The organism is Arthrobacter globiformis NBRC 12137, assembly GCF_000238915.1.
Taxonomy (GTDB): domain Bacteria; phylum Actinomycetota; class Actinomycetes; order Actinomycetales; family Micrococcaceae; genus Arthrobacter; species Arthrobacter globiformis.
This window is the reverse complement of record NZ_BAEG01000039.1, coordinates 45,079-64,155: the sequence shown is the minus strand read 5'-3', so window position 1 is coordinate 64,155 and position 19,077 is coordinate 45,079. Positions and strand designations below refer to the sequence as shown.

General features: G+C 67.5%; 19 protein-coding genes. 2 read left to right on the top strand and 17 right to left on the bottom strand.

Annotated elements, in window-relative coordinates:
• Positions 1 to 141: 141 nt before the first annotated feature.
• Positions 142 to 1,428: a PrsW family intramembrane metalloprotease gene (locus tag ARGLB_RS07535; RefSeq protein WP_003800754.1), complete on the top strand. Its 1,287-nt coding sequence runs from the start codon at positions 142 to 144 to the stop codon at positions 1,426 to 1,428.
• A 70-nt stretch (positions 1,429 to 1,498) separates the two neighbouring features.
• On the opposite strand, the gene nusB is transcribed toward ARGLB_RS07535, so the two are convergent.
• The 14 genes from nusB to ARGLB_RS07465 form a co-directional block, all read right to left on the bottom strand.
• Entirely contained in the window at positions 1,499 to 1,909 is a 411-nt protein-coding gene (gene nusB, locus ARGLB_RS07530; protein ID WP_003800750.1) for a transcription antitermination factor NusB, read from the bottom strand.
• Positions 1,909 to 2,472 (bottom strand): elongation factor P, encoded by a 564-nt coding sequence (gene efp, locus ARGLB_RS07525; RefSeq protein WP_003800749.1) that lies wholly within the window; start codon positions 2,470 to 2,472, stop codon positions 1,909 to 1,911. The genes nusB and efp overlap by 1 nt, the downstream gene beginning before the upstream one ends.
• Positions 2,473 to 2,661: 189 nt before the next feature.
• The gene (locus ARGLB_RS07520) at positions 2,662 to 3,180 is read right to left on the bottom strand and encodes a hypothetical protein (protein ID WP_003800747.1); all 519 of its coding nucleotides are present in this window, start codon (positions 3,178 to 3,180) and stop codon (positions 2,662 to 2,664) included.
• Entirely contained in the window at positions 3,180 to 4,268 is a 1,089-nt protein-coding gene (gene aroB / locus ARGLB_RS07515) for a 3-dehydroquinate synthase (protein WP_003800745.1), read from the bottom strand. Before aroB ends, ARGLB_RS07520 begins: the two co-directional genes overlap by 1 nt.
• Positions 4,265 to 4,906 (bottom strand): shikimate kinase, encoded by a 642-nt coding sequence (locus tag ARGLB_RS07510; RefSeq protein WP_003800743.1) that lies wholly within the window; start codon positions 4,904 to 4,906, stop codon positions 4,265 to 4,267. The genes aroB and ARGLB_RS07510 overlap by 4 nt, the downstream gene beginning before the upstream one ends.
• Complete coding sequence (gene aroC / locus ARGLB_RS07505; protein ID WP_003800742.1) at positions 4,906 to 6,105, bottom strand: chorismate synthase; 1,200 nt, start codon at positions 6,103 to 6,105, stop codon at positions 4,906 to 4,908. The genes ARGLB_RS07510 and aroC overlap by 1 nt, the downstream gene beginning before the upstream one ends.
• Before the next feature lie 26 nt (positions 6,106 to 6,131).
• The gene (locus ARGLB_RS07500) at positions 6,132 to 6,992 is read right to left on the bottom strand and encodes a shikimate dehydrogenase (protein ID WP_003800740.1); all 861 of its coding nucleotides are present in this window, start codon (positions 6,990 to 6,992) and stop codon (positions 6,132 to 6,134) included.
• The gene (mltG, locus tag ARGLB_RS07495) at positions 6,989 to 8,701 is read right to left on the bottom strand and encodes an endolytic transglycosylase MltG (RefSeq protein ID WP_043418334.1); all 1,713 of its coding nucleotides are present in this window, start codon (positions 8,699 to 8,701) and stop codon (positions 6,989 to 6,991) included. Before mltG ends, ARGLB_RS07500 begins: the two co-directional genes overlap by 4 nt.
• Positions 8,698 to 9,297, bottom strand: coding sequence for a Holliday junction resolvase RuvX (gene ruvX / locus ARGLB_RS07490; protein ID WP_003800732.1), 600 nt, complete (start codon positions 9,295 to 9,297; stop codon positions 8,698 to 8,700). Before ruvX ends, mltG begins: the two co-directional genes overlap by 4 nt.
• A 6-nt stretch (positions 9,298 to 9,303) precedes the next feature.
• Positions 9,304 to 11,982 (bottom strand): alanine--tRNA ligase, encoded by a 2,679-nt coding sequence (alaS, locus tag ARGLB_RS07485; RefSeq protein WP_003800731.1) that lies wholly within the window; start codon positions 11,980 to 11,982, stop codon positions 9,304 to 9,306.
• A gap of 106 nt (positions 11,983 to 12,088) precedes the next feature.
• On the bottom strand, positions 12,089 to 12,319 hold the full coding sequence (locus ARGLB_RS07480; RefSeq protein ID WP_003800729.1) for a DUF6167 family protein: 231 nt from the start codon (positions 12,317 to 12,319) through the stop codon (positions 12,089 to 12,091).
• A 19-nt stretch (positions 12,320 to 12,338) separates the two neighbouring features.
• On the bottom strand, positions 12,339 to 12,713 hold the full coding sequence (locus ARGLB_RS07475; RefSeq protein WP_003800727.1) for a DUF948 domain-containing protein: 375 nt from the start codon (positions 12,711 to 12,713) through the stop codon (positions 12,339 to 12,341).
• A gap of 145 nt (positions 12,714 to 12,858) precedes the next feature.
• Positions 12,859 to 13,485: a 30S ribosomal protein S4 gene (rpsD, locus tag ARGLB_RS07470; protein WP_003800725.1), complete on the bottom strand. Its 627-nt coding sequence runs from the start codon at positions 13,483 to 13,485 to the stop codon at positions 12,859 to 12,861.
• 171 nt (positions 13,486 to 13,656) lie between these two features.
• The gene (locus tag ARGLB_RS07465) at positions 13,657 to 15,156 is read right to left on the bottom strand and encodes a replication-associated recombination protein A (RefSeq protein WP_003800722.1); all 1,500 of its coding nucleotides are present in this window, start codon (positions 15,154 to 15,156) and stop codon (positions 13,657 to 13,659) included.
• A gap of 61 nt (positions 15,157 to 15,217) precedes the next feature.
• On the opposite strand from ARGLB_RS07465, the gene ARGLB_RS07460 reads away from it, so the two are divergent.
• The gene (locus ARGLB_RS07460; protein WP_003800721.1) at positions 15,218 to 15,892 is read left to right on the top strand and encodes an acVLRF1 family peptidyl-tRNA hydrolase; all 675 of its coding nucleotides are present in this window, start codon (positions 15,218 to 15,220) and stop codon (positions 15,890 to 15,892) included.
• A 27-nt stretch (positions 15,893 to 15,919) separates the two neighbouring features.
• Here the strand turns inward: ARGLB_RS07460 and ARGLB_RS07455 are convergent, their stop codons facing one another.
• From ARGLB_RS07455 to ARGLB_RS07445, 3 genes are read right to left on the bottom strand one after another with little or no spacing between them, the layout of a single operon-like run.
• Positions 15,920 to 16,270, bottom strand: coding sequence for a 2Fe-2S iron-sulfur cluster-binding protein (locus tag ARGLB_RS07455; protein ID WP_003800719.1), 351 nt, complete (start codon positions 16,268 to 16,270; stop codon positions 15,920 to 15,922).
• A gap of 10 nt (positions 16,271 to 16,280) precedes the next feature.
• Positions 16,281 to 17,615, bottom strand: a complete 1,335-nt coding sequence (locus ARGLB_RS07450) for an NAD(P)/FAD-dependent oxidoreductase (RefSeq protein WP_003800717.1) — start codon at positions 17,613 to 17,615, stop codon at positions 16,281 to 16,283.
• Positions 17,608 to 18,906 carry a cytochrome P450 gene (locus ARGLB_RS07445; RefSeq protein ID WP_003800715.1) on the bottom strand — a complete coding sequence of 433 codons (1,299 nt, stop codon included), beginning with the start codon at positions 18,904 to 18,906 and terminating at the stop codon, positions 17,608 to 17,610. The genes ARGLB_RS07450 and ARGLB_RS07445 overlap by 8 nt, the downstream gene beginning before the upstream one ends.
• Between the last annotated feature and the right edge of the window lie 171 nt (positions 18,907 to 19,077).

Below are 19,077 nucleotides of genomic sequence, written 5' to 3'. Positions count from 1 at the left end.
ATTACCACACGGCCGCCTGCCCCCGGCCCCGCCAGAAGGCGTCGTCCGTCACACCATGGGGCCCAGCGGTTTGTTGCGCTCCCCCGGCGCCGCCAGGCCCTGTGCTTTGTTGCCTCCCCCGCGGCACATAGGCTCGTATCTATGTCGATCAACCCGCAGCAGCCGTCCTCCGGCCCGGGCCGGAACAGCTCAGCCTGGAACCGCTCCGGCGGTCCCGGGCGCCAGGTCCCGGACCAGCCAGCGAATCCCAGCTGGATGGGCCACGTCCAGCCGCAGAACTACCGGCCGGCGCCCGGGCACAGCGGCGGCGCCGTGCACCAGGTCATCCCGGAGGCAGCGTCCACCGTGGCCGCCCGCCCGGGGGCAGGGACCCTGGGCCTCGTCGTGGGCGGCGGGATACTCGCGTTCGTCAGCCTGTTCCTTGTGGTGCCGTTCCTCCTGGCGAGTACCGGCGTCACCGGTTTCGTCATCGGGTTTGTTGCCTCACTGATCCCGCTGGCGGCGGTGCTGTCCACCGTGGCCGTCATTGACCGGTGGGAACCCGAGCCGAAGCGCCTGCTGCTGTTTGCCTTCACCTGGGGCGCCGCCGTATCCATTGCCGTGACGCTGCTCATCCAGCCGGTCTTCGCCCTCGCGGCCCCGGCCACTGATGAGGCGGCCTTCCGCGATTTCATGACCACCGTGCAGGCACCGGTGGTGGAGGAGTTCGCGAAGTCCCTGGGCCTGCTGCTGCTTCTCCTGTTCGCCCGGCGCAACTTTGACGGCCCCGTCGATGGCGTGGTGTTTGCCTTCACCATTGCCGGCGGCTTCGCGTTCACGGAGAACATTCTCTACTTCGGCCGGGCCATCGCCGAGTCCGGCACGCCCGGCAGCGACCTTGTGCAGATCTTCTTCCTGCGCGGGGTGATGTCGCCGTTCGCGCACGCCATCTTCACCGGAACCACGGGCCTGGTCATGGGCCTGGCGGCGCGGCGCTGGCACTCGGGCGTCTCGGTGCTCGCGTTCTTCGTGGGCCTGGTTCCGGCCATGGTCCTGCACAACAGGTGGAACAGCATGGGACAGGACTTCCTGGCCCAGTACGTGCTGGTGCAAGTTCCCATCTTCCTGCTCGCCGTGGTGTGCATCGTGGTGCTGCGGGTCGCGGAAACGCGCCTCACCCGGCAGCGTCTCCAGGAGTACGCCGCAGCCGGGTGGTTCGCGCCCGCCGAGGTGGAGCTGCTGTCCACCCCCGGAGGCCGCCGGCAGGCCGTGCGCTGGGCGGGGGCGTACAACCGGGGCCACGAGATGAAGGAGTTCGTCAAGGCGGCGACGCGCCTGGCCTTCACCCGGCAGCGGATCCTCAGCGGCAGGGATGTGCCGCTGCACCAGCAGGACGAGGTGCAGCAGCTGCGCCACCTGACCGCGCTGCGGGCCGCCGTTCAGCAGTAGGTTGGAGGCCGTTTGCGCAGAAAGCCCCTGCCGGGGTAACCCGGCAGGGGCTTTCTGCGTACGGCTCAACTCAGGCGAGCAGGGAAGGCTTCAGCTGCTGAAGGCGCCCCAGGAGGCCGTTGATGAACGACGGCGACTCGTCGGTGGAGAGCGTCTTGGCCAAAGCGACGGCTTCGCTGACGGCGACGCCGTCGGGAACGTCGTCGTTGTAGAGCAGCTCCCAGGTGCCGATCCGCAGGATGATGCGGTCCACGGACGGCATGCGCTCCAGGGTCCAGCCCTGTGAGTAGGTCTCCAGGAATTCGTCGATGGTGGCCTGCATCGACACCACGCCTTCGACGATCTCGAGGGTGTACGGATTGACGATCTGGTCGGTCCTCTCGCGGCGCGCACGCAGCACGTCGAAAGCCGAGACAGAGCGCTGCTCGGCTTCGAAGAGGACCTCAAGAGCCCTGTTGCGGGCTTTACCGCGGGCGCTCACTAGTCGTTGACCCGGCCCAGGTAGCTGCCGTCGCGGGTGTCGACCTTGACCTTGGTGTTGTTCTCAACGAACAGCGGCACCTGGATCTCGTAGCCCGTCTCCAGGGTGGCGGGCTTGGTGCCGGCGGAGGAGCGGTCGCCCTGCAGGCCCGGCTCGGTGTAGGTGATTTCGAGGACAACGCTCGGCGGCAGCTCGATGTACAGCGGGGTGCCTTCGTGGATGGCGATGTTGACCATCTGGTTTTCCAGCATGAAGTTGGTGGCGTCGCCCACGGTGGCACCGGAAACGGTGATCTGGTCGTAGTCCGAGGTGTCCATGAAGACGAAGTCCGCGCCGTCCTGGTACAGGTACTGGTAGTCGCGGCGGTCCACGGTGGCGGTCTCGATCTTGAGGCCTGCGTTGAAGGTCTTGTCCACTACCTTTCCGGACATGACGTTGCGCATCTTGGTGCGCACGAAGGCGCCGCCCTTGCCCGGCTTGACGTGCTGGAACTCGATGACGTTCCAGAGCTGGCCCTCGAGCTTCAGGACGGTCCCGTTCTTGATGTCGTTTGTGGTTGCCACTGGTTTCCTCTGGTTGTGTCTGACTGGTTCTGGCTGCCAGCTGGTTTATGCCAAGCAGGCATGCCGAACGGCGCGCCAGCGTGTGTTTATCAAAAATCCAGAAACTATTCTAGCGGAAAAGGCCGGCACGCTTTTCGGGCGCCCCGGCGGTACGGCCGGAGGACCGCTCCGGCGCAGCCGGAAGACCCGTCAGGAAGCAAGTTCGAAGACGTCCCGTGCCCGCTGCAGCGCCACCGTTGAGGAGTAGATAAGCGCAGCGTCGGCGGACTGCGCCACCCGGAGATCGAGCGCCCTGGCAAAGGATTCCACCGCGGCGCCGATGTTTCCGGCGGCAAAGTACGCCCGGCCAAGGTACTGGTGGGCGAGGGCTTCGTTGGCCGTGCCGTGCGCCTCGGTCAGGAGCTGCCGGAAGAGCTCGACGGCGCGGTCGTAGCGGTGGGAGACGCGCAGGACATCCGCTTCATAGGCCCGGAGCCGGAACGACTCGGGGTCCCGGTAGCGGGCCTCTGCCAGCACTTCGGCGGCGTCGGCGGCACGTCCCTCGACGAGCAGCACAAGCACCTGCTCGGCGGGGTCGGTGGATGCCTCAAGCGCGGCGGCACACGTCTCTTCGCTGATAATTTCAGGAAGCAGCGATTCGGGGTTGACCCGGATCCCGGGGAATCCGCCGTCGGGCCATTCAATCGTTCCGGTCTGGTCGTCGCGCATCAGGAAGCAATCTCCTGGTAGGCGGCGAAGAGCAGGGAGGTATCGGGCACGTCCAGGATCCCCGGCTTGGCGATCCCGTCCAGGACCACGAAGCGGAGCAGGTCGCCGCGGGACTTTTTGTCGCGGCGCATGCCGTCCAGAAGGCCCTGCCAGCGGTCGCGCCGGTACGTGACGGGCAACCCGAGGGATTCGAGGATGCTGCGGTGCCGGTCGGCGTCGGCGTCGCTGAGCCGGCCCACGCTGCGGGACAGCTCGGCCGCGAACATCATGCCCACCGAGACGGCAGCGCCGTGCCGCCAGGAGTAGCGTTCCACGAGTTCGATGGCGTGGCCCAGGGTGTGGCCGTAGTTCAGGATTTCCCGGAGTCCGGATTCCTTGAGGTCCTCCGAGACGACGCGGGCTTTGACGGCGATGGCGCGTTCGATGAGTTCGCGCAGGACGTCGGAGCCTGGATCCGTCACAGCCTCGGGATCCTTCTCCACGAGGTCCAGGATGGCGGGGTCGGCAATGAAGCCGCACTTAATGACCTCGGCCATGCCGGAGATGATCTCGTTGCGGGGCAGGGTCTTGAGCGTGTCCAGGTCCGTGAGGACAGCCGCGGGCGGATGGAAGGACCCAACCAGGTTCTTGCCTTCGGCCGTGTTGATCCCGGTCTTGCCGCCCACGGCGGCGTCGACCATGCCGAGGAGGCTGGTGGGCATGTGGATGACCTTGACGCCGCGCAGCCAGGTGGCGGCCACGAAGCCGGCAAGGTCGGTGACGGCGCCGCCGCCGACGGAGACCACGGCATCGGAGCGGGTGAAATCGTTCTGGCCCAGCACCTGCCAGCAGAAGGCGGCAACCTGGATGTGCTTGCCTTCCTCGGCGTCGGGGATTTCAGCGGTGACGGCGGTGAAGCCGGCAGCGGCCAGTTCATCCCGGACGGTGTCGCCGGTGAGCCGGAGGGCCCGCGGGTGGATGACGAGGACACGGCGGACGCGCTCCCCCAGCAGTCCCGGCAGGGTGCCGAGCAGGCCGCGGCCAACTACGACGTCGTAGTTGTCCCCGGCCGACTGGCCGGTGACCTTGATGACAGTTGATTCGGTCACTTTTCAACTTCCTGTTTCGCGGCAGCACTTCCGTTGGCTGCCGTCGTCGCGGTTTTGTTGATCTCGCGGGTGGTGGTTTCGTGCGGTTTGCCGGCGGCGAAATCGCACAGCGCCGCTTCCAGCTTCAGGCCCAACTGCGGCACGGTTCCCTGCCGGACGTCCAGCACGATGTCCGCGAGGCGTTCGTAGACCGGCTTCCGGGTGGCGAACAGCGCCTTCCAGCGCCGGATGCCGTCACCGGCCAGCAGCGGCCGGCCGGAATTCTTGGCGATGCGCGCGGCGACGGTATCGGCGTCGCACTCCAGGTAGACCACCGTGCACCGCTCCAGCAGCTGCTGCGTGCCGGAGTCCAGGACCGACCCGCCGCCCAGGGAAACCACGGTGGCGGTGCCGGCCGCGGCCTCGATGATGCGGGCCACCGTCCGGGCTTCGATCTCCCGGAAGGCACGTTCGCCGCGGCTGGCAAAGATGTCCGCGATGGAACCGTGGCCCTCCACGATGACCGCGTCGGTGTCCACGAACGGGGCGTCCAGCTGTTGCGCCAGCTGCTGCCCGATCGCCGATTTGCCGACCGCCATGGGCCCAATGAGCACAATGGGCCGGTCCCCTGCGGCGCAGGGTGTATTGCTCCGGGGCACTAGAGTCCGATCGTATCCAGCGACGCCGGAATGCTCTCGAGGTAGCCCTTGATGTTGCGGGCAGTCTCGGCCACGGAGTCGCCGCCGAACTTTTCGGTCACGGCCTCGGCCAGGACCAGCGCGACCATGGCCTCGGCCACCACGCCGGCGGCCGGAACCGCACAGACGTCCGAGCGCTGGTGGTGGGCCTTGGCCGCCTCGCCGGTGCTGATGTCGATGGTCTTCAGGGCGCGCGGCACGGTGGCGATGGGCTTCATGGCAGCCCTGACGCGCAGGACGTCGCCGATGCTCATGCCGCCTTCAATGCCGCCGGCGCGGTTGCTGGTGCGGATGATCCTGCCGTCAGCGTCCTTGACGATTTCGTCGTGGGCGGCGGACCCGCGGCGCGCGGCGGTGAGGAAACCGTCGCCCACCTCAACGCCCTTGATGGCCTGGATGCCCATGAGGGCGGCGGCCAGGCGGGAATCAAGGCGGCGGTCCCAGTGGACGTAGCTGCCGAGTCCCGGGGGCAGGCCGTAGGCGAGCACCTCCACCACGCCGCCGAGCGTTTCGCCTTCCTTGTGGGCGGCGTCCACCTCCGCAACCATGGCGTCGGACGTTTCGCGGTCAAAGCAGCGCAGGGGATCGGCGTCGAGCGCGATCACGTTGTCCGGCAGCGGCAGCGGCCGGCCCTCCGGCACGGTGACGCTGGCGATGGAGACTGTGTGGCTGACCAGCTCAATGCCCAGGTGCTTCAGGAACTGGGCGGCGACCGTGCCCATGGCAACGCGCGTGGCGGTCTCGCGGGCGCTGGCGCGCTCAAGCACGGGGCGGGCCTCGTCGAAGCCGTACTTCTGCATGCCGGTGAAGTCGGCGTGTCCGGGGCGCGGCCGGGTCAGCGGGGCGTTCCGGGCCTGGCCTGCGAGTTCCTCGGGGTCCACCGGATCGGCTGACATGATCTGTTCCCACTTGGGCCATTCGGTGTTGCCCACCTGGATGGCGACGGGGCCGCCCTGGGTGATGCCGTGGCGGACACCGCCGAGGATGGTTACGACGTCCTGCTCAAACTTCATCCGCGCCCCGCGGCCGTAGCCGAGCCGCCGGCGGGCAAGGGCATCGGCGATCTGCCCGCTGGTGAGTTCAACACCTGCGGGGACGCCTTCAATTATTCCGACCAGTGCCGGGCCATGGGATTCACCGGCGGTCAACCAACGCAACATAAAAACCATCCTGCCATGTCTGGCGGTCAGGACACCCGCCGGGGTGCCCCGACTGCGTCGCACATCACATCTATGACTTCGGCACTTCCGGCCTCTGCGAGGCCGGTGAAATGGCGGACCTGCTCCACCGCCTGGTAGAGCAGCATTTCAAGGCCGGGGACCACTGTTCCGCCTCCTGCGTGCCAGGCCGCGGCGATTTGGCTGGGCCAGGGGTCGTAGGCGACGTCCAGCAGGACGCCGTCCGTGCGCCGGCCCAGCGCTTCGAGTTCCGCCGCCATCCCGTCGGCCGCCCGCGGCGGCAGTGTGGAGATTACGACGCCGGCACCGGCCATCGCTTCGACGGCACCGTCGAGGGAATGGACGGTGATGTCCATGCCGAGCCCGCTGGCCGCAGCCCTGGCTTCCTCGGCCCGGGCAGTGTTGCGCACGTACAGGTCCACCTTCACGGCGCCAAGCTCCTGCAGGGCTGCCACTGCCGCGGCTGCCGTTCCGCCGCCGCCAAGAATGACGCCCGAGGGGCCGTCACCGGCCCCGGCGTTGCGGAGGGCGTTGACGATCCCCGCGACGTCGGTGTTGTAGCCGATCCGCCGGGTGGAGTCCCCGACTCCCTCAAACACCACCGTGTTGATGACGCCCAGGACCCGGGCCACTCCGCGGACCTCGTCCACCTCGGCGACCATGGCTTTCTTCAGCGGCATGGTGACGGACAGTCCCCGCCAGCCGGGCTCGGCGCGGACGGAGTCCATGAACGCCGGCAGTGACTCTTCGGTCACGTCGATGGCGCTGTAGCCGATCTCCGCTCCGAGCCGCGCGTAGGCGGCAAGGTGAAGCGCCGGGGACTTCGAATGGCCGATGGGGTGCCCCAGGACGGCCGCCCGCAGGCTCATACGCAACGGCCCGGGTTGGCCTCGCACCAGGCGTTGTACTGTTCGACGTAGCCGTTGTGCTCGGCCAGCGTCTTGGAGAACTTCGTCTCCTTGGTGTCGAGGTTGATGGTCACCCAGTACAGGTAATCGTTGTTGTTCGGCTTGGCTGCCGCGTCGATGGCCGTCGTGCCCGGCGACCCGATGGGCCCGGCAGGCAGGCCCTGGATGGCGTACGTGTTGTACGGGTTGGACTTGTCCGCCTTTTCGGCCTCATCGATGTGGAAGGTCTTTTTGCCCAGGCCGTAGGTGACGGTGGCGTCCGACTGGATCAGGCCGTTCGTTTCGGTGTTGGTGGGCTTGAGGCGGTTGTAGATGGCGCCTGCCACGTCCTTGTACTCGGCCTGGCCGCCCTCCGCCTGCACGATGCTGGCGACGGTCACGACGTCGTACTGTTTGGCGGCGTCCGTCACGCCCTGCGCCCTGAGTTCATCCTGGGTGCTCTTCACCAGCTTGGTGAGGATTTCCTTGGCGGTGGTGCCCAGCGGGAAGCGGTACTCCCCCGGGGCCAGGAACCCTTCCAGGTTCTTTGCCTTGGAGGTCAGCCCGAACTGCTTGGGCGAGTTGCTGAGCGTCTTCAGCTGGGCCAGGGAAAGGCCCGAGCCCTCTGAGATCGCCTCCAGCGATTCATCGATCCGCAGGCCGGCGCTGAGGGCAAAGTACATGACCTTGGCCTGTCCCTCGTTGAGAAGTACGGAGACGGCGTCGGAGTTCTTCATCTCCTGCTTGAAGTCGTACTCCCCCGGCGAGAGCGTGCCGCCGGAGGCGGACAGCGCCGCCATGAAGGTGTCGGCGTTGGCCACGACCTTCGCGTCCTCCAGCTTGGCGGCGACTGACACCGGGCCTTCGCCCGGAACGACCGATACCTTGACCTGGCCGGTGCCGGGGCCGGGATAGTCGGCCGGCTTGTCGTTCCCCAGCAGCGGCTTAAGGAACTGCGCGCCTACAACGGTGGCTGTGACGAAGAGCGCGAGGGTCAGGAGCAGCGCCACGAGCCGGCGCCGGCGCCGGACTTTCTTGGAGGGCCGCGTCACGGTGGCTGCGTTCTCGGCGCCGGCCAGGAGCTGGTGCCCCACGGCCTGCTGCTCGTAGGGCACATGCTCCTCGTAGGGCTCGGGGGCTACGGCGTTGTGGTGGACGTCATAAGGGTGGCCATCCTCATGGTGGACGTGGTCATGATGCACAGCTTCGTGGTGAATGTCAGCGTGGGGCCCGGCGTGGCTGTCCGCAAACTCGGCAAAATGCGGGGCGTCCTCAGACTGGTCCCCGTGGACCTCGGCGGCAGCGTGCCCATGCACGGCCGGGTCGGCATGTTCGGCGTGGTCCGCATGTTGGGCAGGGCCTGCGTGTTCCGCAGGGTCGTGGATGGTTGGCGGGGCCGGCGGAACGTCGGGAACTTCGACGGCCGGACCAGGCTCTGCCACGGCAGCCGGAGGTGTGGCTATTGCCGCCGTCCGGAGGCTGTCGGAAGCCGAAGCCGATGACCCGGTCCGCTGTGCGGCGCCAGCGCTCACGTGCAGCTCTTCGACGGACTCGTAGGCCTGCTCGGGCACGGCATCGCCGGATTCGGCGGTGACGGCCTTCTCGCGGGCGCGGATCTCTTTGCGTGTCAGGGGCCGTCCGGCGTCCGCGAAGGGGTCGCCGGCGGAGTCGTCGCTATTGACCGGGCTCACTGTAGCTGTCCATCCTCTGAAGATCGTGTTTCCTTTTCCGGGTCAGGCCGTTCTGCAGTATCTGCGGCGGCTTGACCGGGCAGCCCCGTACGGGGAAGCGCGCGCACACGGCTCCCCACATCCGTTCCCCTGGCTTTTTGCATATCGATGGCGTGCTGCAATATTCCTGCAGCCGCAACCTGATCCACCACTTTACGGTGATTTTTGCTGCTCATGCCAGCTTCGTGAAGGTTCCGGTGGGCCGTGACGGTGCTGAGCCGCTCGTCAACCAGGTGCACCGGGACGTCCGAACCTGTGCGGTCGAGTTCGTCAGCCAGCAGCTGGGCGTACTCCGTGGCCATGCGGGCTGAGGCGTGTTCCTCGCCCTTCATGGTCCGCGGCAGGCCCACGAAAATCTGCACGGCTCCCCGGTCTGCCGCGAGGGCGGCAATGACCCTGACATCCGAGTTCTTCTTGGCATTGCGGTCCAGCGTCTTCAGCGGTGTGGCCAGGATCTCGTCCCGGTCACAAATGGCGACGCCGACGCGGACGGTCCCCACGTCCACCCCCAGTTTAACGCCCCGGGGGTGGACGTGCGGCTCAGCGGATGAAGTCACGGTTGGTTAGCGCCTGGTGACGGCATCGACGACGGCGGTCAGTGCGGCGCCGACCTTGGAGGCGTCGGTGCCGCCGCCCTGGGCCACATCGTCCTTGCCGCCGCCGCCGCCGCCGAGGATTCCGGCGGCGAGCCGGACCAGGGCACCTGCCTTGACGCCGGCTTCACGGGCGGCTTCGTTGGTGGCCACCAGGATGACCGGCCGGTCGTTGCTGACGCCGGCCACGGCAACCGTGGAGGCAACGGATCCGAGCCGGTTGCGGAGGTCCAGCGCGAGACCGCGGATGTCATCGGCACCGCTGACCTGGCCGGCGTCGTGCGCGATGACCCGGACGCCGGCGGCGTCCACGGCGGTGCCGGCGAGCTGGGCGGCAGCGGCGGCGAGCTGTTCCTTCCGGAGCCGCTCGAGCTCCTTTTCCGTGGCCTTCAGCTTGGCGAGGGTCGCGGAGATGCGGTCGGCCAGCTGCCCGGAGGGCACCTTGAGCATTTCGGTGAGTTCGGTCACGAGGGCACGCTCTGCGGCCAGGTGCCGGAAGGCGTCCATGCCGACGAACGCCTCGACGCGGCGGTTTCCCGACCCGACGGACTGCTCGCCGAGCAGGGACAGGCTGCCGATCAGCGACGTGTTGGATACATGGGTGCCGCCGCACAGCTCACGGGACCACGCGCCGTCGATCTCCACGACCCGGACCTCGCTGCCGTAGTTCTCGCCGAACAGCGCCATGGCGCCCAGGGCCTTGGCCTCGGCGAGGCCCATGACCTTGGTGTCCACGTGGAAGTTGTTCCGGATGGCGAGGTTGGAGACTTCCTCGATTTCGGACTTGGTGGCGGCGCTCAGTCCCTCACCCCAAGCGAAGTCGAAGCGCAGGTAGCCGGCCTTGTTGAACGAGCCGCGCTGGGTGGCCTGCGGGCCGAGGATCTGGTGCAGTGCCGCGTGCACGATGTGCGTTCCGGTGTGGGCCTGCTCAGCTGCGTGGCGCCGTTCGCGGTCCACAGCGGCGCGGACGAGTGCGTCGGAGGCGATCTCGCCTTCGCGGACGATGGCCTTGTGGACGCTCAGGCCCTTGAGCGGACGCTGGACGTCGAGAACCTCGACGACGAAGCCGTCGCCGGTGATGAGACCGGTGTCGGCTGCCTGGCCGCCGGCCTCGGCGTAGAAGGGGGTCTCGGCGAGCACGAGTTCGATTTCGTCGCCGGTGGCAGCCTGGGACACCTTGCTGCCGCCGCTGAGGATGCCGCGGACCCGGGATTCGCCTTCGAGGTCGGTGTAGCCGGTGAAGACGGTTTCGCCCTCTGCCAGCAGCTCCTGGAAGGCAGAGAGGTCGGCGTGGCCGCCCTTCTTGCCCTTGGCGTCGGCCTGGGCGCGCTGGCGCTGCTCGAGCATGAGCTTGCGGAACTCGGGCTCGTCGACCTTCAGGCCGGCTTCCTCGGCCATTTCGAGCGTCAGGTCGATGGGGAACCCGTAGGTGTCGTGCAGGGTGAAGGCGTCGGCGCCGGAAAGGGGGCGGCCTGCGGCTTTGGATTCGTTGACGGCGTCCTCGAGGCGGGCCGTGCCGGACGCGATGGTGCGCAGGAACGCCTTTTCTTCGGCGTAGGCGATCCGGCTGATGCGGTCGAAGTCGGTGTCCACGATGGGGTAGACGCCCTTCATGGCGTCGCGCGAGGCGGGCAGGAGGTCCGGAAGGCAGGCCTGTTCCACGCCGAGCAGGCGCATGGAGCGGACCGCGCGGCGGATGAGGCGGCGCAGCACGTAGCCGCGGCCTTCGTTGGAGGGGGTGACGCCGTCGGCGATGAGCATCAGGGCCGAGCGGATGTGGTCGGCGACGACGCGCATGCGGACGTCGTCGGTGTGGTGCGGATCGTCCTCGGTCTCGGCGGAAGTGTATTCCTTGCCCGAGAGCTTGGCGGCCATGTCGATGACGGGACGGACCTGGTCGGTCTCGTACATGTTCTCGACGTCCTGCAGGATCATGGCAAGACGTTCCATGCCCAGGCCGGTGTCGATGTTCTTCTGGGGCAGTTCGCCCATGATGTCGAACTCGACCTTCGAGCGGACATTGTCGATCTGGTACTGCATGAACACGAGGTTCCAGATCTCCACGTAGCGGTTCTCGTCGGCGATGGGGCCGCCCTCGGCGCCGTAGGCCGGGCCGCGGTCATAGTAAATCTCCGAGCAGGGGCCGGCCGGGCCGGGCTGGCCGGTGGACCAGTAGTTGTCCGACTTGCCCATGCGCTGGATGCGCTCAGCGGGTATTCCGGTGTTTTTGAGCCAGAGTTCCTCGGCTTCGTCGTCCTCTTCGTAGACGGTCACCCACAGCAGTTCCGGCGGCAGTCCGTATCCGCCGTCGGCGACGCCCGTGGTGAGCAGCTCCCACGCGAACTTGATGGCGTCTTCCTTGAAGTAGTCCCCGAAGGAGAAGTTGCCGCACATCTGGAAGAACGTGCCGTGGCGGGCGGTCTTGCCCACTTCCTCAATGTCGCCGGTGCGGATGCACTTCTGGACGCTGGTGGCCCGGGTGTAGGGCGGTTCCTCGCGAGCGGTCAGGTACGGGATGAACGGAACCATACCGGCAACCGTGAACAGCAGGGAGGGGTCGCTGGAGACCAGCGATGCGGAGGGAACCGCCGTGTGGCCTTTGCTGACGAAAAAATCGACCCAGCGCTTTGTGATCTCCTGCGACTTCATGAGCTGATTACTTACCCTTCTTGGTTCACGCATGCTGGCGCGTGACAGTTTGATTCAGAGGCAGTTCCGATGTTGGACGGCACTGCAGGTTTTAATTCTCGCGCGTTTAGCGGCGGACGACGTCCTGGGAGTCAACACCCAGTGCGGAGCGCAGGTCCGTTTCCCGTTCGCGCATGCCGGCGCGGACGGCGTCGGCGAAGTCGTAGACTCCGTCGGCAAGCCGGCCCACGGCCCGGTTCAGGCCTTCGGGGCCCAGGGCTGACTGCGCCTCGGTGACCTTGCGGAAGGCGATGACCCCGATGGCCACGCCGATTCCCATCCAGACAAGTCGTTTCATTTCAGTTCTCCGGGTGGGCTTAGCGGCTGCGGCGGCCGGTGGCGGGCTTCTTGCGGGTGGCGAAAGCGGAACGGACGCCGTAGCTGAACGCGGCCACCTTGATCAGCGGCGAACCGACAGTCGCGGCCACGAGGGAGGACAGCGCGGAGATGTTGGCGGAGGCGTCCGAAACGTTGGAGGCGATGCCGTCCACTTTCTTCAGCTGCTGGTTGGTGGTGGAGACCGTCGCGGTGACCTCGTCCATGAGCGGGGTGGCGCCGTCGCTGATGGAGCGGATGGATGTCCGGACCTCGTCGAACACCCGCCCCAGCTTGAGGATGGGCACAGCCAGCAACAGGACCAGGAGCGCAAATACCCCGGCCGCGATCAGGCCGGCAATATCGCCACCAGACATAGACGTTCATCTCCTTGAAATTCCGTGGAACTGTACCGGGCGTGCGGCGGCCAACGTGCTGCAGCCGCAAATGTCCCCCAAGTACCTTACATACAAAGAAGCCCGCGGCGCTTGCCACGGGCTTCTTTGTATACGCTGCCGGAATTTAGCGTGCGTAGAATTCGACGACGAGCTGCTCTTCGCAGGTCACGGGGACCTCGGCGCGCTTCGGGCGGCGAACCAGGCGGGCCTGCAGGGCGTCCAGCTTGACGTCCAGGTAGGCCGGAACCTGGGGCAGGACGTCGCGGTGTGCGCCGGCTGCTGCAACCTGGAACGGAGGCATGGTTTCGCTGCGGCTGTGAACGTGGACCAGCTGGCCCTCGCCGACGCGGAAGGACGGGCGGTCAACGCGGATGCCGTCAACCAGGATGTGGCGGTGCACAACCAGCTGGCGGGCCTGTGCGATGGTGCGGGCGAAGCCGGCACGCAGCACGAGGGCGTCGAGGCGCATTTCGAGCAGTTCGATGAGGTTTTCACCGGTCAGGCCCTTGGTGCGGCGTGCTTCTTCGAAGGCACGGGTCATCTGGGCTTCACGGATGCCGTACTGGGCGCGCAGACGCTGCTTTTCGCGCAGACGTACGGCGTAGTCGGAGTCCTGCTTCTTGCGGGCACGGCCGTGCTCACCGGGGCCGTACGGGCGGCGCTCCATGTACTTGGCGGCCTTGGGGGTCAGAGCGATGCCGAGGGACCGCGAGAGGCGGGCCTGACGGCGAGCACGAGTGTTGTTAGCCACTTGTGTCCTTCCAATATCTGCGGTGTGTCAGTGTTACTGGCCTCCACGATGGAGAGCATCGGCCAACCGCTGCCTTTTGCTACTGGGCACAGGGCACAGCTCCGTCGAACTAAAATTCGGTGGATTGTGCGTCCGTGCCTTGCCAGACAAGCATCCATCCTACCATGGCGGTCACTTGCCCCGGACGATCTTGCGCAGCCGTTCAAGCCGGACGGCGATGTCCCGCTCGGCACCGTTTGCGGTGGGCTCGTAGTAGTCGCGGCCCACGAGGTCGTCCGGCGGGTACTGCTGGGCGGCCACCGAGTGCGGGGCATCATGGGCGTACTTATAGCCCACTCCGTGGCCCAGCTGCTTTGACCCAGGATAGTGCGCATCGCGCAGGTGCGCGGGGATCCCGTTGCCCAGGCCCGCCCGCACGTCCGCGATGGCCTTGTTGATGCCCATGTAGGCGGCGTTGGACTTTGGTGCCGTGGCCAGGTGGACCACCGCTTCGGCGAGCACGATGCGGCCCTCGGGCATTCCGATGAGCTGCACGGCCTGCGCCGCGGCCACGGCCGTCTGCAGGGCCGTCGGATCCGCCATGCCCACGTCCTCCGCGGCCGAGATCACGATGCGCCGGGCCACGAAGCGCGGATCCTCCCCCGCCTCCAGCATCCGCGCGAGGTAGTGCAGGGCTGCGTCCACGTCAGACCCGCGGATGGACTTGATGAATGCGCTGGCCACGTCGTAGTGCTGGTCCCCGGCGCGGTCGTAGCGGACGGCTGCGGCGTCCAGGGCACGCTCGGTGTGCCGGAGCCCTACCGTGACCGGTTCGACGGCGACCGGCTGGCCTGCGCCGTTGGCAACTGCGCCGTCCGCATCGGTGTCACCGTCCCCCGCACCGGAATGTCCGACGTCGTCCGCGTCACCGAACGCAACGCCGGCAGCGGCTTCCAGCGCGGTCAGTGCCCGGCGTGCGTCGCCGCCGGAAAGCCGGACGAGGTGTTCGAGGGCCTCGTCGCTGAGCCGGACGTTGCCGTTGAGGCCGCGGGGGTCCTCGACGGCCCGCACCAGCAGGCCCTCGATGTCCGCGTCGGTGAGCGGCTTGAGCGTCAGCAGCAGGGAGCGGGACAGCAGCGGGGAGACCACCGAAAACGACGGATTTTCCGTGGTTGCCGCGACCAGGACGACCCAGCCCTTTTCGACACCGGGCAGCAGTGCATCCTGCTGTGCCTTGTTGAAGCGGTGGATCTCGTCGAGGAACAGGACGGTGGTGGTCTTGTACAGGTCACGGGCGGTCAGGGCGTCGTCCATGACGCGGCGGACATCCTTGACCCCGGAGGTGATGGCTGAGAGCTCCACGAACTTACGCCCGGGCCCGCGTGCGATTACGTGGGCCAGCGTGGTTTTTCCGGTGCCCGGCGGCCCCCAAAGGATCAGCGAGCTGGGGCCGGCAGGACCGGCGGCGTCGGCACCTGCCGCCAGCTGCCGCAGCGGGGACCCCTGGCCCAGGAGGTGCTGCTGGCCCACCACCTCGTCGAGCGTCCGGGGGCGCATCCGGACGGCCAGCGGGCTGCGTGGCGCGGAACGGGACTGGGCGGAACGGGACTGGGCCGAATCGGCGACGTCGCCGTCGTCGTCGTTCTCACCGTCGTCGCTGTCCTGGGCCGCCGAACCAAAAAGATCATCCACATAGATAGGCTACTTCTAGATTCAGCAGGAAAAGTCCGGCCACGAAAGCAGGGAATCGGCAATGCCAGGCAGCCGTCCGACGCAGGGACGTCCGGCGTCCACCAGGACCGCGTTCGTCCCCGGCGCACGGCTGGCCGGCTGGGTGGACCGGTTTGCCGCCAGCCACGGTGACCTTGAATATGAGGACCACGACGACGGCGTACGGCTGGCTGCGGCGGACGGTGCCACCGCCCTGCTGGTGGGGCCCTGGCCCGACGACGGCCGGCCGGGGCGGGGATCCGGCCTCGTGGAACGGCTGGCTTCCCTGGCTTCCCAGCCGCGCACGGTCGGCCTTGTCCTGGTCCGCCGCGGAGGGTACGGGGTGGCCGTCGCCAGCGAGGGGATCATCCTCGCCGCCAAGACCGGTTCCAAGTATGTGCAGTCCCGCACCGCCGCCGGCGGCCAGTCGCAGCAGCGGTTCGCCCGGCGCCGCGCCAACCAGGCGGACGCGATGGCCGAGGCGGTGGCGGAGCAGGCGCGGCTGGTTTTTGCCGGCCACGCCTTCGAGTACATCCTCCCGGGCGGTGACCGCGGCCTGGCCGAGGACGTCCTGGCACTGCCCGCCCTGAAGCCCTGGGCAGGCCTGCCGCGACTTGCCTACCTCGATGTTCCCGATCCCCGTGCGGCTGTCCTGAAGAAGGCCGCCGCGGACGCCTGCGCGGTGCGGGTCACGGTGACTGACCCGCCCGGGAGCTAACTCCCTGACCCGGGCCGCGGGCTGCCTTCACTCCTCGGGGGCCAGCGTCACGGTCACCCCGTCGAGGTCCCGGCTGAAGCCCACCTGGCAGGAGAGCCGTGAGCCGCATTCCCGGTAGCCCTCGGCCTCGACGAGCAGCTCGAGTTCGTCCTCGCTGCGGTCCTCCAGCGTGTCGAAGACCTCCTGCTCCAGGAACACATGGCAGGTGGCACAGGAGGCGGTGCCGCCGCACGATGCCAGTACGGGCAGGTCGTTGTCCCGGAGGGCCTCCATCATGCTCTGGCCCGGCTCCCATTCGAGGTCATGGGTGGCGCCTTCGCGGTCGACGACGGTCAGTTTGGTGCTGATGGCGGTGTTGCTGATGCTGGTGCTGCTCATGTTGGTTTCCTTAGGATCGCGCTGCCGTGAGGTCAGCGTGGGAGTGGTTGGTTGCGCCGGAAATGGCTTCGGCGAGGGGGACGCGGGGGTCCGCGGCCAGCAGCGGATCGATCCGTGCTCCCTGGCCGATCAGCCGTTTGGCCGTGCGGAAGTCGGACAGGTTGGCGATGGTGTCGACGGCCGCGAGGCGGCCGTCGCGGAGGTAGACCACGGAGAATTTGCCGCCGGAGGGTTCGCCTCGGACTATCACCCGGTCTTCCGGATGGCGGACGCCTGCAGTCTGCAGCCGGATACCGTGCTGGACGGTCCAGAACCAGGGGATTTCCGGTTCAGCGGCCGTCTGGCCGGCAATGTGCGCGGCCACGCGGTCTGCCTGTGCCAGCGCGTTCTGGATGCATTCGAGCCGCTGGCTGGCATTGTCGATGGGACTGGTGAACCGCGTGACGTCCCCGCTGGCGTAGATGGCGGGATCGGAAGTCCTGCCGTCCCCGTCCACGAGGATGCCGTCCCGGCAGTCGATGCCGGCGCGCGCGGCCAGCTCCTGGTTGGGTATGACGCCGATGCCGGCGAGCACGACGTCGGCAGGAAAGACCGTGCCGTCGGCGACGGTCACGCGTTCGGCCCGTTGTCCGCCGTCGATCGAGGTGACCGCGGCGCCGAAGACAAACCGCACCCCGTTCCGCTCGTGGAGCTGCTCGAAGTGGCGCGAGACGGGGGCCGACGTTACCCGGCTCATCACGCGGTCCTGGAATTCGAGCACGGTGACCTCGCAGCCCTTCGCGGCTGCAGCCGCGGCCACTTCCAGCCCGATGTACCCGGCACCGATGATGGCCACTCGGGATCCCGGAACCAGCAGCCGCCTGAGTTCGAGGGCGTCGCCCCGGGTCCGCAGGGATCTGACTCCCGCAAGGCCGGCACCCGGCACGGTGAGGGGCCGCGCCCGCGAACCTGTGGCGATGACCAGCCGGTGATAGGCCTGCCGCGTCCCGTTGGACAGCAGCACTGTCCGGCCGTTCCTGTCGATGGATTCCGCGGTGACCCCGGCGAGCCGGCCGATGCCCTTGTCCGCATAGAACTTCTCCTTGCGGAGCACGGCTGGCTCATCCGGGGCGCCGTCCTTCAGGAATTCCTTGGACAGCGGCGGCCGCTCATAGGGCAGTTCGTTCTCCGCGTCGATGAGCAGAATGTTGCCTTCCCAGCCGCGTGTGCGGAGGCCTGCGGCGACTGCGACGCCGGAGTGTCCGGAACCGACGATGACCACCGGGTCCTTAGTTACCACCGGGTCCTGAATGCCCACCGGGTCCTGGGTCGATGCCGCTGCTGCGGCGCCTGTCCCGCTACGCATTGGTCTGCCCTGCGTTGACCTGCTGCAGCATCACGTGGAGGTGCTCCGGGCCCGAGTTCGTCAGGTTGTTGCCGCGCACGTATTCGATGGGTTTGTCCGGATCCAGCGTGAGCGACGCGAGCTTCTCCGCCAGGAGTTGCACTGTGACCAGGACCTCAAGCCTGGCCAGGGGTGCGCCGAGGCAGCTGTGGACCCCGTGCCCGAAGCCGAGGTGGCCGTCGGTGTTGCGGTCAATGTCGAAGCGCTCGCCGTCCGGATACTTGCTGCTGTCCCGGTTGGCTGCGGCGGGCAGCAGGCGGACGATGGCGCCGGCGGGAATCGTCACGCCGGCAACCTCCACCGCCTCCATGGTGATCCGGCTGGCCCGCTGGACGGTGCCGCGGTAGCGGGCCAGTTCCTCGACGAAGAGGTTGGCGTCGTCCGGATTCCGGCGGATGCGGTCCAGCAGGTCGGGGTGTTCACTGAAGGTCCGGAACGCGTTGGCCAGCAGGATGGTGGTGGTGTCATGGCCGGCGACGAAGACAAAGGCGCAGAGTTCCTTGGCTTCCTTCTCGCTGAGCAGTCCTTCCTTCCACATCCTGGCGATGTGTCCGCCGACAGAGTCGCTCTCCTCACGGTACAGGCGCTCCATGGTGTCTTTCAGGTAGGCGAAAAACTCGAGGGTGCTCTGCTCGTCGGTGCCGGTGCCCTGGGCGTTCCGGGCGAGCCGGCCGAAGTAGCTGAAGGTCTCGTCGGACCAGAATTTCATCTTCTCGAAGTCCTCGGCCGGAACGTCGAGCAAGGCGCTGATGGTGGACATGCTGAGCGGGATGGCGTAGTCGTCCACGGCGTCCCCGCCGCCGGCGGCGAGCATCGGTGCCAGGTACTTTTCGGCGTTCTCCCGCACCCGGTCCTCGAAGCGGGCGATGGCCTTGGGGATGAAGGCCTGCGCCACCACCTGGCGGAGCCGGGTGTGGTTGGGTGCGTCGAACAGCGTCAGGAAGGTCAGCGGGACCGGGTCCACAACCTGCGAGGAGAAGACTTTCGGTGCCCGCATGGCCCGGCGGACGTCGTCGTACCGCGAAATGAACCAGACATCCGAAACGGGTGAGTGCGCATGGAGCACCGGCGCGTTCTGGCGCATCCACTGGTAGTGGCGGTAGGGATCACCCTGGGTCCCGTCGTCCACCACCTTGAACGGCGCCATGCCGTCCGGCCAGTCCAGTTCATGCGAGTAGGGCGGCAGTGCGGTGCCTTCGCCTGCGCTTCCGCCGGTGCTGACGTGCGTGGAGACCGGGGGTGTTGCTGTCATCGGGCAAGACATCATCGTCCTTCTTTCCGGTGGGTGCGGCGCAATCCGGTGTGATCCGCCTCTCACTCCACCTTGCGGGATGCGCCGTGGCCGCCCCCACAGGTCTTCCGTTCATCGGTTGCGAAAGTCCGCCTGCCCTTCAGGCTGGGCGGATTTCAGCGCGCGTGAGAT

Coding starts and splice junctions, on each gene's coding strand:
- ARGLB_RS07500 (WP_003800740.1), bottom strand. CDS start 6,992: ATGAGCCTGCGGGCGGCCGTCCTGGGGCACCCCATCGGCCATTCGAAG.
- ARGLB_RS07535 (WP_003800754.1), top strand. CDS start 142: ATGTCGATCAACCCGCAGCAGCCGTCCTCCGGCCCGGGCCGGAACAGC.
- ARGLB_RS07445 (WP_003800715.1), bottom strand. CDS start 18,906: ATGACAGCAACACCCCCGGTCTCCACGCACGTCAGCACCGGCGGAAGC.
- aroC (WP_003800742.1), bottom strand. CDS start 6,105: ATGTTGCGTTGGTTGACCGCCGGTGAATCCCATGGCCCGGCACTGGTC.
- ARGLB_RS07475 (WP_003800727.1), bottom strand. CDS start 12,713: ATGTCTGGTGGCGATATTGCCGGCCTGATCGCGGCCGGGGTATTTGCG.
- alaS (WP_003800731.1), bottom strand. CDS start 11,982: ATGAAGTCGCAGGAGATCACAAAGCGCTGGGTCGATTTTTTCGTCAGC.
- ARGLB_RS07455 (WP_003800719.1), bottom strand. CDS start 16,270: ATGAGCAGCACCAGCATCAGCAACACCGCCATCAGCACCAAACTGACC.
- ARGLB_RS07450 (WP_003800717.1), bottom strand. CDS start 17,615: ATGCGTAGCGGGACAGGCGCCGCAGCAGCGGCATCGACCCAGGACCCG.
- ARGLB_RS07460 (WP_003800721.1), top strand. CDS start 15,218: ATGCCAGGCAGCCGTCCGACGCAGGGACGTCCGGCGTCCACCAGGACC.
- ARGLB_RS07480 (WP_003800729.1), bottom strand. CDS start 12,319: ATGAAACGACTTGTCTGGATGGGAATCGGCGTGGCCATCGGGGTCATC.
- ARGLB_RS07520 (WP_003800747.1), bottom strand. CDS start 3,180: ATGCGCGACGACCAGACCGGAACGATTGAATGGCCCGACGGCGGATTC.